The organism is Plantactinospora sp. CNZ321 (assembly GCF_004217235.1).
Genome location: NZ_SHKQ01000001.1, coordinates 5,804,269 through 5,818,405, shown reverse-complemented (window position 1 = coordinate 5,818,405; position 14,137 = coordinate 5,804,269). Strand labels below are relative to the sequence as shown.

The following is a 14,137-nucleotide window of genomic DNA, read 5'->3' as shown; positions in this document are numbered from 1 at the left end:
CGGTGGCGGTCCCCGAGCGCGTCAACATCGGCGTCGGCATCGGGACGGCACCGTGACCGAGGCGGCGGATTCGATGTCGGCCACCGCGGGCGCGCCGGTGCCGGCCGGCACGGTCGAGCCGACGACGGGTCGGGGCGGTGCGGGTACCGAGCCGCGCCGGGTGGCGGCCGTCGATCCGGTACCCGGTCGGGTCGGTCCGGTCCCGGTGGTGAACGCGGCCAACGGGCTCACCGCGCTCCGGCTGGCGCTGGTGCCGGTCTTCGTCGGGCTGGTGGTCAGCTCGGGGATGGTGCACTCCGGCTGGCGGGTGGCCGCCTGCCTGACCTTCGCCGTCGCCTCGGCGACGGATCTGGTCGACGGGTGGATCGCCCGGCGCTGGGCACTGGTCACCTCGTTCGGCAAGGTGGCCGACCCGATCGCAGACAAGGCGCTCACCGGCACCGCTCTGGTCTTACTGTCCTGGTATGACCGGATTCCCTGGTGGATCACCGTACTCATCCTGGTCCGCGAGTTCGGCATCACGCTGATGCGCTTCTGGGTGATCAGGTACGGCGTCATCGCGGCCAGCCGGGGCGGCAAGGCCAAGACCGCCGTCCAGATCCTGGCCATCGTCTGGTATCTCTGGCCGGTGCCGGAGAGCGTGACCGGGGTCGGCCCCTGGATCCTCGGCGTCGCCGTGGTGGTGACCGTGGTGACCGGGCTCGACTACCTGGTCCGGGCGCTGCGGCTGCGGCGCCCGGCACCCTGACCGGCGTACCGGACGGACGGGCAGAAGCTGGACGGGGCAGAACGCCAACGCTGGACCGGCGGAACGTCGAGCGGACAGAACTCTCGACGGGTGGAACCCTGGACCGGACACACACGCAGGACCGACGGGACGCGGTGCCTGACCGGAGGAGGATCGGATGGACGACGACCCGGCCCGGGCGGCCGACAACGGGGCGGCGGCGGTCGTGCACGCGCTCGTCGACCGGGGCGCCACCCTGGCGGTGGTGGAGTCGCTCACCGGTGGCCTGCTGGCCGCCACGATCGTCGACATCGCCGGAGTCAGCGGGGTGTTCCGGGGCGGCCTGGTGGCGTACTCGACCGAGTTGAAGTCGTCGCTGGCGGGCGTACCGGCCGAGCTGCTCGCCGAGCGGGGCGCGGTCGACCCGGACGTGGCGGTGGCACTGGCCGAGGGAGCACGGACGCGCTGCGGCGCGGACTGGTGCCTCTCCACCACCGGGGTGGCCGGCCCGGAACCGCAGGACGGCAAGCCGGTCGGACTCGTCTTCGTGGCGGCGGCCGGACCCGCCGGCACCGTCGTACGCCGACTCGACCTGGACGGCAACCGGCTGCGGATCCGGATCGGCGCGGTGAGCGGGGCTCTGCACCTGCTCGCCGAGCGGCTGCACGCCGAGGCCGTCGAGAGTCCGGTCGGCGGCGGGCGCTGATCGCCCCCGTCGGTCGGCGCATTTCCCCTCGTTTCTCCACCCTGCCCAGCGGTGCAACCAGATCGGCCGACGGAGGGTGTGAAGATCGGACGGGCGGGGCGGGATGTCGCCGACGGACGCAGCGGGTACCGTTGCGGGAAGGCTCGGGCAGTCGACGTCGCGGGCACCCCGCAACGTGGTGGCACAGTTGCTGTCGCAACGACGAGGCGGCAGTTGCTGTCGCAACGACGAGGTAGCACAGCTGCGCAGGGCAGTGGGGTCGAGGTGACGGCGCGGTCCGACGTCCGGGAGAGTGTGATGCCCGCGACACGGGAGGTGCGATGGTCCTGCTACGCCGGGTGATCGGTGACGCGCTGCGCGCACGTCGGCAGGGACAGCACCGGACCCTGCGCGAGGTCTCCTCCGCCGCCAACGTCAGCCTCGGCTATCTCTCCGAGATCGAGCGGGGCCAGAAGGAAGCGTCGAGCGAGCTGCTGGCCGCCATCTGTGCGGCGCTCGGCGCCCGCCTCTCCGAGCTGCTCCGCGACGTCAGCGACACCGTCGAGGTGGCCGAGGGGCTGCCCGGGGTGCTGGCGCCGGTTCAGGAGAGCCCGGCGTCCGGGCGGGGCGGGGCGAGGCATCCGGAGTCCGGAGGAACGGTCGAGGAGGCCGCCCCGGCGTACCCGGGACCGGCCCGCCAGCCCGGTGCCGCCGAGTCGACCCGCCAGCCGGCGACCGCCGAGCCCGTATGGCAGTCCGCTGCCGCCGAGCCCGTACGGCAGTCCGCTGCCGCCGAGCCGGCACGTACCGAGCCCGCGGCGCAGTCGGCGCTGGTCGAGGCGTCCCTGGTCCGGCCGGCGCTGGCCGACCGGGCCCTGCGTACCCTCGCCGAGGGCGGCGTGCACCCGCTCGGCGCCGAGCCGGTACGTCAGATCACGACCGATGGCACCGTTTCGGTGACGGTACGGCAGGAATCGCCGCTCAAGGCGACCCTGCGAACCACCCGCCGGATCCGCCCGACCACCAACCCGGAGCGGGACGTCGTCTGCGTCGGCTGAGTCCCGCTGAGTCCCGCCTCGTCGGCCGAGTCCCACTTCGATCGGGTTCAGCTCCACTGACCGGTCCCTCAGGGCTCCCCGCGACCCGAAGGTGTGGCTCGCCGGGGGCGAACCGCGTTACGGTGGGCCCCTAGCGGCATATCCGGTGGATATCCCCCTGAGGTCGTATGCCGGGGTGGCGCGATCCTGGGACGATGGAGATCCTGTCGCGCGGGCGCCTTTCCTGGGCCGGCGGCACGGCCACCGGACTGATGACACTGAGGGGATACCGGGAGATGGCGAACCCGTTCGTCAAGGGCTGGCGCTACATGATGGCACTGTTCGGCGCCAAGATCGATGAGTACGCCGATCCCAAGGTGCAGATTCAGCAGGCCATCGAGGAGGCACAGCGCCAGCACCAGGCGCTCGTCCAGCAGGCCGCCGCGGTGATCGGCAACCAGCGCCAGCTGGAGATGCGGTTGTCCCGGCAGATGTCCGAGGTCGAACGGTTGCAGGGGATGGCCCGCCAGGCCCTGGTACTCGCCGATCGTGCCCGGGCCACGGGCGACGAGACCGAGGCGGCGAAGTACGAGCAGAGCGCGCAGACCGTCGCCACCCAGCTGGTTGCGGCCGAGCAGTCGACCGAGGACCTCAAGGCCCTGCACGACCAGGCGATCGGTGCCGCCGCCCAGGCACGCCGGGCGGTCGAGAACAACTCGATGATCCTGCAGCAGAAGCTCGCCGAGCGGGCCAAGCTGCTCAGCCAGCTCGAGCAGGCCAAGATGCAGGAGAGCGTGGCCAAGTCGCTGGAATCGATGTCCGCGCTCGCCGCGCCGAGCAACACCCCCTCGCTCGACGAGGTGCGGGACCGGATCGAGCGGCGCTACGCCAACGCGATGGGCCGGGCCGAGCTGGCCGGCAACTCCGTCGAGGGTCGGATGCTGGAGATTCAGAAGTCCACCCTCGACCTGGCCGGCGCGTCCCGGCTGGAGCAGATCCGGTCGAGCATGGCCGGCGAGAAGCTGGCGGGCGGGACCGCCAACCCGGCGGTCGAGTCGGCGGCTCCGGCCGCCGATCCGGCCGGGGTGGCCCGGCTGGACGAGATCCGGGCCAGTCTCGGCCGGGACAAGCAGGCCGGCGGCGGTAGCGCTGCGGGCTGAGCCGGCGTGGTCCGGCGGTCATCGGGAGTGAGGTCGAAATGGCGGATCTGCGAACCCGCCACCTGCGCCGGCTGCGGAGCCTGCGCCGGTCGGTACGGCGGTGGAGCGTGCTCGCGGGCGGTCTCGGCGGTGCCGCGGCGGTCCTCACCCCCTACCAGGGGCTGGGGCTGCCGGATGCGGCCTGGGCGGCGGCGGCCGGCGGTTCGGTGATGCTGGCCGTCTGGCGCTGGGCGGACCTGCGGGAGCTCTCCGCGCAGCCGGTGCCACCGGCTCCCGAGCCCGTGACCTCGGAACATGTCCGCGCCCGGCTGGTCGCCGCGGTCGAGCGGCTGCCCGCCGGGCGCCAGGCTCTCGTCGAGGTACGCCGGCAGCGCGCCCGGGTCGCCCTGCGCGGCACGGCCGCGGCCGAGCCGTGGCTCCGGCTGGACCGGGCCGCGACGACGATGGCCGGGCTCGCCGGCCGGTTGACCGGTCCCGCCGGCCCGGCCGTGCTGGAGGCGACGGTGGCGGAGGAGTCCCTCCGGGATCTCGCCGAGCGGGTGGCCAGTGTGGACCGGGCGGTACGGGTGGCGCCCGCCGACACCCGGGCCGAGCTGGAGACCGCGCGCCGGCACCTCACGGCCCAGCTCGACAGCGGTGTGTCGGCGTACGAGCGGCTGGTCGCGGCGGCGGCGGGCTTCGTGGCCGAGGAGGGGCGTGAGTACGACCACAACTCCTCGGTGATCCGGCTCACCGAGGCGACCGACCTGCTCCGGGGCGTCGCCGGTGGCCTGGCGGATCTGCGCTCCCGTACCGGCCCGACCGAGGCGATCTCCTGACGGCGTCGCCGGACCGGTCCGGCCCGACCGGGTGAGCGTCAGGCCGGGGTACGGATCGAGACCGAGCGGCTGACCCCGGAGGTACCGGCGGCGTTGCCGGCCTGGATGCGGTAGTGGTAGACGGTGTCGCGGGCCAGCCCGGTGTCGGTGAACGAGCGGGCCCCGCCCGGGATCGGCACCGTCGCCACCCCGGTGCTGAAGCCGGCGTCGGTGGCCCGGTGCACGGTGAAGCGGGCGACCGTGCAGGTCAGCGGCACCACCCAGCTCAGCAGCAGGCTGATCCCGCCCCGGCGGTCGGTCACGCCGTCGAGCGTCACCGTGAGGTCGGTCGGGGCCGCCGGCACCGCCGGGGTGACCAGGGTGCAGACGTTCGACCAGGGTGACGAGGCGCCGAGATAGCAGGTACGCACCCGGTAGTAGTAGGTGGTGTCCGGGGCGACCCGGGGGTCCGGGCAGCTTCCGGTGACCGGGACGGTACTGGCGACCAGACCGCTGGTGAAGGTCGGGTTGGTGGCCCGTTGCAGGTCGACGGTGGTGGCGAAGGAACGGTTCACCCAACCCCGGTTGACCCGCAGCGGCGGGTCGCTCGCCACCGTGGCGACCAGCCCGGTCGGCGGGTACAGCCGCACCACCGCGCTGGCCGTGTTCGAGTACGCCGAGTGGGCGACGCCGTTCTCGGCCCGGACCCGGTAGTGGTAGGTGATCCCGGGGGTGACGGTCGAGTCGACGTACCGGTTGTCGCCGGCCGGGACGGCGAACGCGTGCAGGTCGCGGGTGAAGCCGGCGTCGGTGGCCCGCTGCACCCGGCTGCCGGTGGGCAACGGGCCCGGCGTACCGGTGCCCCGGGAGTTGTCCGTCCAGGCCAGGACGATCGCCGGAAGCATCGTCGCCGAGCCGGGTTCCGGCGTGACGGCGAGCCCGGTCGGCGCGGCCGGCGAGAACCGCAGCACCATCGGCCGGGCCATCTGCGCGTCGGCATGGCCGAGCAGTTGGCAGTGCCAGACGTACTCCCAGCCGAAGTTGTGCGGCCGGTTGGTCACCGCCGCGGGTTCGCCGGTCGCCGGGTCGACCTGGGTGTAGCCCTCGGACGTCCCGGCCGGCCGGGACGGGTCGTGCAGCCGGGTGCTGTCCGCGACGGTGAACGGCAGCGGCTCGGGCAGCGTCGGCCGGATCGCCACGACCGTCGCCTCGAACGGGTTCATCCGGACGGTGTCCTTCCAGCCGACCTCGTTCGGCTCGGGCGGCTTGATCGCCCCGTCCCGGCCGACCCGGTTGACGAGCTGGACGTCCACGTGGTGGAAGTGGACGGACTGGGTGTCCATCCCGGTGTGGGTGATCCTCCAGAGCTGAGTGTTGTCGCCGGGGGAGCCGACCGGAACGGCCGGGTCGGAGGGGAGCAGCACCTCGGTCGGCGGATCGATCCGGGTCAGCGGGATCGTGGTCTGGACCAGCGAGCTGGTCTTCGGCAACTCGGTACCGAGCAGGAAATTCATCCGGCCGTACTCGGGGTCGAAGTCGGCCACGATCGCCTTGGGGCGCAACGGCAGGGTGACCGGTGAGTCACCGGCGTACGGAGTGAAGGTGATCGAGGTCTCCTCGACCGGGGCGTACGTGTTCCGGGGCGTGACGGTGCCGAACGCGGCGTCGTACGCCTTCTGCGGCACGATCGGCGGCGGCTGGCTCTGCCCGTACGCCCGGGGGAGCGCGCCCCGGAGCCGGTCGGTGTCGAACGGCGGCGCCGGCGCGCCGACCACCTGGATCTGCATCAGGGTCCGGGTGTTCGGGCCGTAACCGGGGCGGGTGGTCGGCGGGCCGCCCGACGTAGTCCGGTCCGGTGCACCGGTGTAGTGGTCGTTGCGCGGGTCGAACCCCGGCATCGGCGCCGGAGCGTCGTTGTAGAGGATCAGGTTCGACCCGGACGGTACCGACGAGAAGTCGACGATCACGTCGGCGCGTTCACCGGGGGCGAGCAACAGGGCGTGCTCGGTGACGTTGAGCACCGTCACGTCCCGCCGGTTGTACTGGTAGTTGATCGGCTGGCTGGGCAGCACCGCCACCTCCGGCAGCAGCCCGCCATCGGAGCCGATCTGGATCCAGTCCGGGCCGGCCGCGTTCGGGTCGGGGACCCCGCCGCACCGGCCGTCGGTCGGCCAGGCCGGCGGGAAGTCCGGGTTCGGCCGGGCCGCGACCATCGGCACCTCGCCGGCGTCGCCGTCGCGCAGCGTGCCGTCCGGATGCCACATCGGCGCGTTCGAGGCCGCGTAGTAGAGCTGGAGGTTCAGGCTGCGGTCGTTGCAGGCGTTGAGGATCCGGAACCGGTACGCGGCCGGGCGCAGCCGCAGGTACGGATAGGCGGCGCCGTTGACCAGCGGCGTGTCTCCGAACGCGTCCGGCACCGCCGACGGGACGGGGGTGCTTGGCTGGACCGGCGGCTCCCACGGCCGGATCGCCGGGTCGTAGTACGGGTTCGGCGCCGGTCCGTGGGTGATCCCGGTGAACGGCGGCCAGAACCAGGGCCCGTAGTCCCACCGCCCCATCGGGTTCGTCCCGGACTCGTTGTAGGGGTTCTGGCTCGGCATGTAGACGTGCGGGAACCAGAGACTGCCGGAGCCGCCCCAGCGGGCCACGTCCCAGGTCGGGTCCTGGGCGGCGAGCTGGATCTCGTCCGGTACGAAGGTTTTGTCCTGGAGTACCAGCACGATCTCCTCGGCCGGCAGTACGCCGTCGTCGACGAGCTGCCGCGCCACCGGATCCTCCAGCCGGTAGAGGCCGACCTGTCCGGAGTAGACGGTGAGCCGGGCGATCCCCTCCGCCTGGTCGTGGAGCCAGAGCAGCCGGCCGCTCTGCTTGTTGGGGTAGTAGGCGGTGCTCGCCCCGGCGGCCGGCTCGGGCATGTCCGGCACGCTGGCGTGACCGGCGCCACGCGGGTAGGCGGTCGGCTCACCGGCCGGGGTCGTCCACTGTGCCGGGCCGCCGTTGCTGATCCACGGGGTACGGCCGCCGTGCAGGTGCACCGCGGACCGGTTCTGCGGATAGCGTGCGGTCCCGCCGAGCGGACCCGTACCGGCACCCGGCAGGGTCGGGTCCACCGGCAGGAACAGCGCGCCCGCCTCGCCGATCGGCAGCCGGTTGACGTACTTGACCCGGACCGGGCGGTCCCGCTCGGCCAGGATCAGCGGCCCGAGGTGGTACGGCCGGGCCGGCGGGGTCACCGTGTTGTGCCCGGTGGCGTCGGTACCGTTGTTGAGCTGCCGGTACCCGCGCAGCCGGGTCGGCGGCAGGTCGGGGTGCAGTCGCTGGTGGTACTCCTGCACGCCGATCTCGTAGTAGTCGCAGCCCGGGTAGGTGGTGGTGTCCGGCACCGCGACCGGGATCAGGTTGCCCAGCTCGTTGGCGGTGTCGCCGGTCCGGGGCAGCGAGGTGACGAACTTGCGGATCCCGGTGCCCGCCGCCACCCGTCCGGCGGCGTCGCAGACCGGCAGCGGACTGTACGCGAAGTTCGGTACGAAGCCGAAGTAGTCCGGCGGGGCGGTCGGGTCCAGGGTGGGCGCGGCCAGCGGATCGCTGCTGGTCCGGGCGGCCGGCACCACCGTACCCGGTGCCCGGCCGGTGCCGGTCGGTCCACCGCCTCCGTCCTGTCGCCTGGCCTGCTCCGCCCGGGCAGCCCGGCTCGCCGCGAACCTCTTGAACATGACCGCACCCCTTCCCCGGGAAGATCAGCTCGACCGGATCGCTCCGCCGTCAGCGCCCGACGTCCCGCGACCGGTCCACCCTGACCGGCCCGGCGAGCTGCTGACGATCCGTAAGCAGTCAACCGCTTACCGCCAGTGTTGGATACGGTGGCCAGCTGGTGAAGGTGTCTCGACTTCGGAAACCTTCAGTACGTGGGGTGACCGGGGTCGGTGGGGGAGCGCCGCTCGGGCTCGGGCTGGCAGACCGGGCACCAGTAGGTGACCCGCTCCTGCTGCTCCCGCTTGCGGATCGTCGTGCCGCACCGGCGGCACGGCTCGGCCCGGCGGCCGTAGACGTAACTGGTCCGGCCCCGGCGCAGCGACCCGGTCGTGCTCTGCGTCCACCGCCCCCGGTTCGCCATCAGCAGCCGATGCGCCAGCGCCACCATGCCCGGCAGGTCCGGCACCTCCCGGACCGGCGTCCACGGTGACACCCCGCGCAGGAACAGCAGTTCGGACTTGTAGAGGTTGCCGATCCCGGCGAGGGTGGTCTGATCGAGCAGGGCCTCGGCGATGCTCCGACCCGGCCGGGCGGCGAGCCGGCGGACCGCCTCGGCCGGATCCCAGTCCGGGCCGAGCAGGTCCGGCCCGAGGTGCCCGACCAGCGACGGTTCCTCGGCGGTCGGGACCAGGGCGAGATCGTGCAGGTGGTAGCCGACCGCCACCGCTGCGGCGGTACGCAGCACCACCCGGATGGTGTGCGCGGGCCGGGCCGCCCAGCGCTCTCCCGGGGCGTACGTCCGCCAGGCGCCGTCCATCCGCAGGTGCGAGTGGAGGGTGAGCCGGGCCTCGCCGTCCGCGGTGCCGGTCGGTTGCCGTGTGCTGTCCGCGGTGCCGGTCGGTTGCCGTGTGCTGTCCGGAGTACGCAGCCGCAGCAGCAGGTGCTTGCCCCGGGCGGTGGACTCCAACACGGTCGCGCCGGTCAGGTCGGTGGCGGCGAGCCGGGGCACCCGGAAGTCGGTGGCGGTCAGCCGGTCACCGGCCAGGGCACGGTGCAGCGCGCGGGCCGTGTTCCATACGGTGTCGCCTTCGGGCACCCGTCCATCCTGATCCAGGCGTACGACCGCCGGTAGCGTACGCGCCGATCCGGAGGGCCGGTACGTCGCGGCTTACCCCGGGGGTGGGCGGCGGGGAGTCCGTGCCCTAGCGCCGTCCACCCGGGGTCAGGGCAACTCCTCGGGACGGGGCTGGCGGACCGCGTCCTGGTAACGCGGGTGGCTCGCGCCGTAGATGGCGTAGTTGAGCCGTGCGTCGGACAGGCTCAGGTCGCCGTTGGGGCCGCCCCGGGCGGTGTCGGCGTTCTGGTCGGTGGAACCGTCGTCGGTCCAGAAGCAGACCGGGCAGGTGCCGCCGCCGGTCCGGTGCGCGCAGCATGGGCAGGCGGCGACATCGATCGTGTGTTTCCCCACGCGGTAAGCATTTCACAGCGGCCCGGCGTGGGCACAGTAGACAGTTTCGTCATCCCGAGGTGCCCGACAGGGCGCGGATCAGCACCGGTACGCCGGCCGGCCCGGACCGTCACTCCAGCCGCAGCACGTCCCCCGGGCCGACGCCGAGGAGTTCGTCGGCGCGTCCCCCGTTGACCGCCACCGCCAGCCGGTCGGCCGAGTCCGGATAGACCACGAGTTCGCCGGCCCGGGCGTCGGCGAAGGTCCCGCCCCGGACCGCCCGCCGCCCGCCGATCCGGACCACCTGACCGAGGAGTCGCAGCGTGGAGCCGGGAGCGGCGAGCTGGACGTTGCCGAAATGGTCGACGGTCAGTACCTCGGCCTCCAGCCAGCCGTCGCCCGCCACGAGCACTGGTTCGGGCAGCCGTACCAGGGTTGCCGGGTCGACGGCCGGGCCGGCGTCGGTCAGGGATGCGCCGAGCGCGAACCGGGCGGCGGCCGGGGCGAAGATGTCCCGGCCGTGGAAGGTGCGGGACGGCTCGGGGAACCACTCCGGGCTGGTCAGCTCCGCCACCTCCACGATCCCGCCGAGGGCCTCCGCAGCCCGGGGGAGCAGCCCGTTGTCCGGCCCGACCAACACGCCGCCGGGGGTACGCAGGGCGACGCCACGTCGCGCGGTCCCCACGCCCGGGTCGACCACCGCCACGTGTACCGCCGGTGGAAGGTGTCCCACCGTCTGGGCCAGTACGGTGGCGCCGCGGGCGACGTCCCCGGCCGGCACCAGATGGCTGACGTCGATCACCCGGACCGTCGGCGCGATCCGGGCGACGACCCCGTGACAGGCCGCCACGAACCCGTCGGAGAGGCCGTAGTCGGTGGTCAGGCTGAGCCATGCGTAACCGGGCACAGCCGTCAAGGGTAGCCCGGCGAGGTGTTCGGTGCCGCTGGCTGGCGCCGCCGGGGGGCGCGGCTGGGCCTCAGGCCGCGTCGTCCGCCCTGCCGAGTCGCCAGTAGCCCATGAAGGCGACCGACTCGCGGTCGAGGCCGCGTTCGGAGACCAGATGCCGGCGCAGTGCCCGGATCACCCCGGACTCGCCGGCCAGCCAGGCGTAGTGCCCGTCGCCGGACAGGCCGACCGGCACCTCCCAGAGTTCGTCGTCGACGGACTCCTCCGAGGCGTCGCGTTGGGCCGGCCGGTCCGCCGGGAGAAGCCGTTCGGCGGCGGCCCGGACCGCCGGGATCAGCAGGCTGCCGTGCGCCGCACCCGAGCGGGGCAGCCAGCTCACGGTCACCAGCGGCGGAGCCGGAAGGTCGAGCACGTCCGCCGGTTCCGGCACCTCCAGCAGCACCTCGCCCCGGCTCTGCGCGGGCAGCCGTTCGACGATCGCGGCGATCGCCGGTACCGCCGTCTCGTCCCCGGCGATCAGCAGCGTGCGGGTGGCGAGCGCCGGCTGGAACTCCCGGCCGCCGTGGTCGCCGGGGTAGCCGTGGTCCGGTCCCATGATCTGGACCTGGTCACCGACTGCGGCGGCCAGTGCCCAACGGGCCGCCGGACCGTGTGCGCCGTACGAGCCGCCGTCGGGGTGCAGCACGATGTCGACGTCGACCTCGCGGACCTCCCGGCGTACCGCCCTCGTGGTGTAGGTGCGGAACGGGTTGCGCAGCTCGGTGGGGAGGGCTCGCCAGCGCGGGTACCAGTCGGTGCCCTGGGGAAGGTGGCGGAAGCCGTGTGCCGGGATCGGGAAGACGAGTTTGATCCGTTGGTCGTAGCCGGGATCGGCGAAGGTGGCGAAGTCGTCGCCGGTGAAGGTCACCCGGAGGAAGGAAGGGCTCAGCCGGTGCAGCCGGACGACCTCGGCCGGAAAGAACCGCCACGGGGCGACCAGCGAGGGGGCGGTGGAAAGCTGGGTCATCAGGCCAACCTCTCGGTACGACGCCGTCAGGTCCGACGGGCGCGGCGTGCCGCCAGGAGCGGCGTCGTTAGGTTAGCCTAACCTCGGAGAAAAGTCAGCCGAGGGGGTCACCCGTTACCCCGTCCCCAGCGGGTCGACCGGGTCCGGCGTACCGGCCCGGCCACCGCGGTGACCGGCTCGTCCCAGACGATCCGGTGGTCGAACTGCCAGGCCATCCGCTCCGGCTTGACCAACCGCATGGCCAGCGGCATCAGCAGGTCCCGCAGCACCCGCCCGACCGGGCCGGCCGCCTTGTCCCGGTTGGTACGTGCACCTATCGCGATGACCCGCTCCACCCGGGCTCGGCGCAGCCGCTCGTACGCGGCGAACGCCTCGGGATGCGGCAGGTCACGCAGGCAGCGGGCGAGCTGCACGGCGCTCTCCACGGCGAGTGAGGCTCCCTGGCCCGAACTGCTGGAGGGCGCGTGCGCGGCGTCGCCGATCAGCACCGACCGGCCCCGGCTCCAGGTCGGTACCGTCGGCAGGTCCTCCATCGGCCCGATCACCAGCAACTCCTCCGGTGTGGTCCGGTGCAGCAGCTCCGGCGCCGGGGTACGGGTGTCGTCGGCGAACGCCTCACGCAGCACCTCCAGCCAGCGCTGTGGGCTGGTCTGCCGTGCCTGCGCGGTGGTCATCGGGGCCTGGCGCGGAAGGTTGACGAACCAGCCGCCGCTGCCGTCGTCGAGAATCTGGTAGCCGAAGAAGGCGCGCTTGCCGAAGACCATGTGCATCCGGTCGCCGGTATCCGGCAGCCCGGTGCTCGCCATCTGGGCGCCGAAGCTGAGCAGGCCGCTGTAACGGGGGTGGGGAGCCGCCGGATCGATCAGCGAACGGGTGCTGGAGCGGAGGCCGTCGGCACCGATCAGGATGTCGGCGCTGGCCCGCGTACCGTCGGAGAAGTGCGCGGTCACCGCGTCGGCGGTCTCGGTGAGGTCGACCAGCCGGCGGCCGTGCTCGATCCGCACGCCCCGACCGGCCGCCTCGGCGTAGAGCGCCCGGTAGAGGTCGGGCCGCCAGACGAACCGCGTGCCCGGCAGGCCCGGCGGCGAGCTGAACTCGGCCAGCCGTCGGCCGGTCCAACTCTGGATCACCATCGCCGCCATCGGCACGCCGACCCGGCTGACCGCCTGGTCGGCGTCGAGTACGCCGAGCGCGGTCAGCCCGTTGGGCGCGATGCTCAGTCCGCCACCGATCCCGTCGGCGGTGCCCTGGTGGGCCTCGTAGACCGTGGCCTCGATGCCGGCCTTGTGCAGTGCCATCCCGGCCACCGGACCGGCGATGCCGCCGCCGATGACCAGTGCGGTACGGGTCCGCGCCATGGTCTCCTCTTCCGTTCCTCTCCCGGTGGGGCCCCGTGCCCCCGCCGGGTGCTCGTTTCCGGGGTGTCGTGCCCGGGGTTCTCGTTCACGGGGCCGACCGGCCGTGGAAGTCGGCCCACAGCCGAACCCAGTCGGTCTCCGGATCGGTGATCCGGTCGAGAAGGCGTTCGACGAACGCCGACTCCGCCTCCAGCAGCGCGAGCCGGTAGTCCTCCTCGACCAGGAACAGCCCCGGTACGCCCTGGGCCAGCGCCCCGTCGACCACGGCACGGATCTCGGCCCGCCGCGCGGCGAGCCGGTCCAGCCGGCGGCGCAGCAAGGCGGACACGTCACTGGGCGGCAGCGCCCCGATCAGCGAGAGCGCGGCCACGAACTGCGGATATTCGTGTCGGGGCTGCTCGACGAGTTCGTGCAGCCAGTCGCGTAACTCGGCTCGGCCCGGGTCGGTCAGCGCGTAGACCGTCCGTTCCGGACGCTGTCCCTCGCGGTTGGTCTCCCGGGCCGTGATGAAGCCGGCCCGGACGAGCTGCTGGACCACCATGTAGAGCGAGCCGTGGGTGAATTTGATGCTGCGATCGTCACCGTTGTCGCGCAGCATCCGGCTCAGCTCGTAGGGGTGCATCGGTCGCTGGCTCAGGTAGGAGAGCACGGCGAGCCCGAGCAGGTTGCCGACCTTGCGCTTCGTGGTCATCTACGTCTCCGCGTCGGGACGCGGGCCGGGCGCACGGCCCGCGTGGGCTGCGCGGCGGTTAGCCGGAGTGCGCCGGGTCGGCCACTCCGGGCGGCCGGCCCTCGCGGTGCGCCCGCCGCAGGTCGACCCAGTATTCCCGGGAGAGCATCGCGGTCAGCACGGCGAGGCCGCTGCGGCGGATCCGGACGTCGGCGTGCCGGAGTGCTCCGGTGAGCACGATCCGCCGGCCTCCGGCCGCCTTCGGCCGTTCCGGATCCGTGACCCGGGACCGGCCGGTCCGGGACAGGTCCCAGTCGGTGATCACGGCGTCGTCCGGGACGAGCAGCGTGAGGGTGGCGTGCGCCAGGTCGGCGGTGATCCGGAGGTCGCCGGCCGGGATCCGCGGCGACCGCAAATCGAGCACGGCGACGCCACGGTGGGCGCGCACCTCGAACTCGCGGCTGGTCGTCCAGTGGCCGAGCCGCTTGGTCACGGTGTGTCGCGCGGATAGCCGGACGGGGGTGTCGGGGCTGGTCTGTGCGGTGGGCATCCGGGTGCTGCCTCCTCTGTCTCGTGCGGCACAGCTGATAGTCAGCTCCGACTATCCGGTAATGAATAGTCAGTGTCAACTATTAGGTTGAGGCGTGAGG

General features: G+C 73.0%; 12 protein-coding genes and 1 pseudogene. 5 read left to right on the top strand and 8 right to left on the bottom strand.

What is annotated here, in order from left to right:
• Positions 1-73: 73 nt before the first annotated feature.
• The 5 genes and pseudogenes from pgsA (at position 74) to pspM (ending at position 4,427) form a co-directional block, all read left to right on the top strand.
• Positions 74-748, top strand: coding sequence for a CDP-diacylglycerol--glycerol-3-phosphate 3-phosphatidyltransferase (gene pgsA / locus EV371_RS25075; RefSeq protein ID WP_130464220.1), 675 nt, complete (start codon positions 74-76; stop codon positions 746-748).
• 157 nt (positions 749-905) lie between these two features.
• Positions 906-1,433, top strand: a complete 528-nt coding sequence (locus tag EV371_RS25070) for a nicotinamide-nucleotide amidohydrolase family protein (RefSeq protein WP_130464219.1) — start codon at positions 906-908, stop codon at positions 1,431-1,433.
• 320 nt (positions 1,434-1,753) lie between these two features.
• A pseudogene (locus tag EV371_RS25065) lies at positions 1,754-2,062 on the top strand (helix-turn-helix domain-containing protein); the annotation flags it as partial.
• 683 nt (positions 2,063-2,745) lie between these two features.
• On the top strand, positions 2,746-3,609 hold the full coding sequence (locus EV371_RS25055) for a PspA/IM30 family protein (protein ID WP_130466201.1): 864 nt from the start codon (positions 2,746-2,748) through the stop codon (positions 3,607-3,609).
• 38 nt (positions 3,610-3,647) lie between these two features.
• Complete coding sequence (pspM, locus tag EV371_RS25050; RefSeq protein ID WP_130464218.1) at positions 3,648-4,427, top strand: phage shock envelope stress response protein PspM; 780 nt, start codon at positions 3,648-3,650, stop codon at positions 4,425-4,427.
• Positions 4,428-4,465: 38 nt separating this feature from the next.
• Here the strand turns inward: pspM and EV371_RS25045 are convergent, their stop codons facing one another.
• The 8 genes from EV371_RS25045 to EV371_RS25010 all read right to left on the bottom strand — a co-directional run bounded on the left by EV371_RS25045 (position 4,466) and on the right by EV371_RS25010 (position 14,037).
• Positions 4,466-8,119: a multicopper oxidase domain-containing protein gene (locus EV371_RS25045; RefSeq protein ID WP_130464217.1), complete on the bottom strand. Its 3,654-nt coding sequence runs from the start codon at positions 8,117-8,119 to the stop codon at positions 4,466-4,468.
• A gap of 185 nt (positions 8,120-8,304) precedes the next feature.
• On the bottom strand, positions 8,305-9,195 hold the full coding sequence (locus EV371_RS25040) for a DNA-formamidopyrimidine glycosylase family protein (protein ID WP_130464216.1): 891 nt from the start codon (positions 9,193-9,195) through the stop codon (positions 8,305-8,307).
• 126 nt (positions 9,196-9,321) lie between these two features.
• A complete protein-coding gene (locus tag EV371_RS25035; protein ID WP_349339139.1) occupies positions 9,322-9,567 on the bottom strand; it encodes a CPCC family cysteine-rich protein in 246 nt (81 codons plus the stop codon).
• A 109-nt stretch (positions 9,568-9,676) separates the two neighbouring features.
• Positions 9,677-10,453 carry an SAM-dependent chlorinase/fluorinase gene (locus EV371_RS25030; protein ID WP_130464215.1) on the bottom strand — a complete coding sequence of 259 codons (777 nt, stop codon included), beginning with the start codon at positions 10,451-10,453 and terminating at the stop codon, positions 9,677-9,679.
• Positions 10,454-10,523: 70 nt separating this feature from the next.
• Positions 10,524-11,459 (bottom strand): siderophore-interacting protein, encoded by a 936-nt coding sequence (locus EV371_RS25025; protein WP_130464214.1) that lies wholly within the window; start codon positions 11,457-11,459, stop codon positions 10,524-10,526.
• Positions 11,460-11,566: 107 nt separating this feature from the next.
• A complete protein-coding gene (locus EV371_RS25020) occupies positions 11,567-12,817 on the bottom strand; it encodes an FAD-dependent oxidoreductase (protein WP_130464213.1) in 1,251 nt (416 codons plus the stop codon).
• An 85-nt stretch (positions 12,818-12,902) separates the two neighbouring features.
• Complete coding sequence (locus tag EV371_RS25015) at positions 12,903-13,508, bottom strand: helix-turn-helix transcriptional regulator (protein ID WP_130464212.1); 606 nt, start codon at positions 13,506-13,508, stop codon at positions 12,903-12,905.
• 58 nt (positions 13,509-13,566) lie between these two features.
• Positions 13,567-14,037, bottom strand: coding sequence for a hypothetical protein (locus EV371_RS25010; protein WP_130464211.1), 471 nt, complete (start codon positions 14,035-14,037; stop codon positions 13,567-13,569).
• Between the last annotated feature and the right edge of the window lie 100 nt (positions 14,038-14,137).

What these genes read in the sequence shown, in the direction of transcription:
- EV371_RS25015 (WP_130464212.1), bottom strand. Translation starts at nt 13,508, where the DNA reads ATGACCACGAAGCGCAAGGTCGGCAACCTGCTCGGGCTCGCCGTGCTC.
- pspM (WP_130464218.1), top strand. Translation starts at nt 3,648, where the DNA reads ATGGCGGATCTGCGAACCCGCCACCTGCGCCGGCTGCGGAGCCTGCGC.
- pgsA (WP_130464220.1), top strand. Translation starts at nt 74, where the DNA reads ATGTCGGCCACCGCGGGCGCGCCGGTGCCGGCCGGCACGGTCGAGCCG.
- EV371_RS25055 (WP_130466201.1), top strand. Translation starts at nt 2,746, where the DNA reads ATGGCGAACCCGTTCGTCAAGGGCTGGCGCTACATGATGGCACTGTTC.
- EV371_RS25070 (WP_130464219.1), top strand. Translation starts at nt 906, where the DNA reads ATGGACGACGACCCGGCCCGGGCGGCCGACAACGGGGCGGCGGCGGTC.
- EV371_RS25020 (WP_130464213.1), bottom strand. Translation starts at nt 12,817, where the DNA reads ATGGCGCGGACCCGTACCGCACTGGTCATCGGCGGCGGCATCGCCGGT.
- EV371_RS25025 (WP_130464214.1), bottom strand. Translation starts at nt 11,459, where the DNA reads ATGACCCAGCTTTCCACCGCCCCCTCGCTGGTCGCCCCGTGGCGGTTC.
- EV371_RS25045 (WP_130464217.1), bottom strand. Translation starts at nt 8,119, where the DNA reads ATGTTCAAGAGGTTCGCGGCGAGCCGGGCTGCCCGGGCGGAGCAGGCC.
- EV371_RS25010 (WP_130464211.1), bottom strand. Translation starts at nt 14,037, where the DNA reads ATGCCCACCGCACAGACCAGCCCCGACACCCCCGTCCGGCTATCCGCG.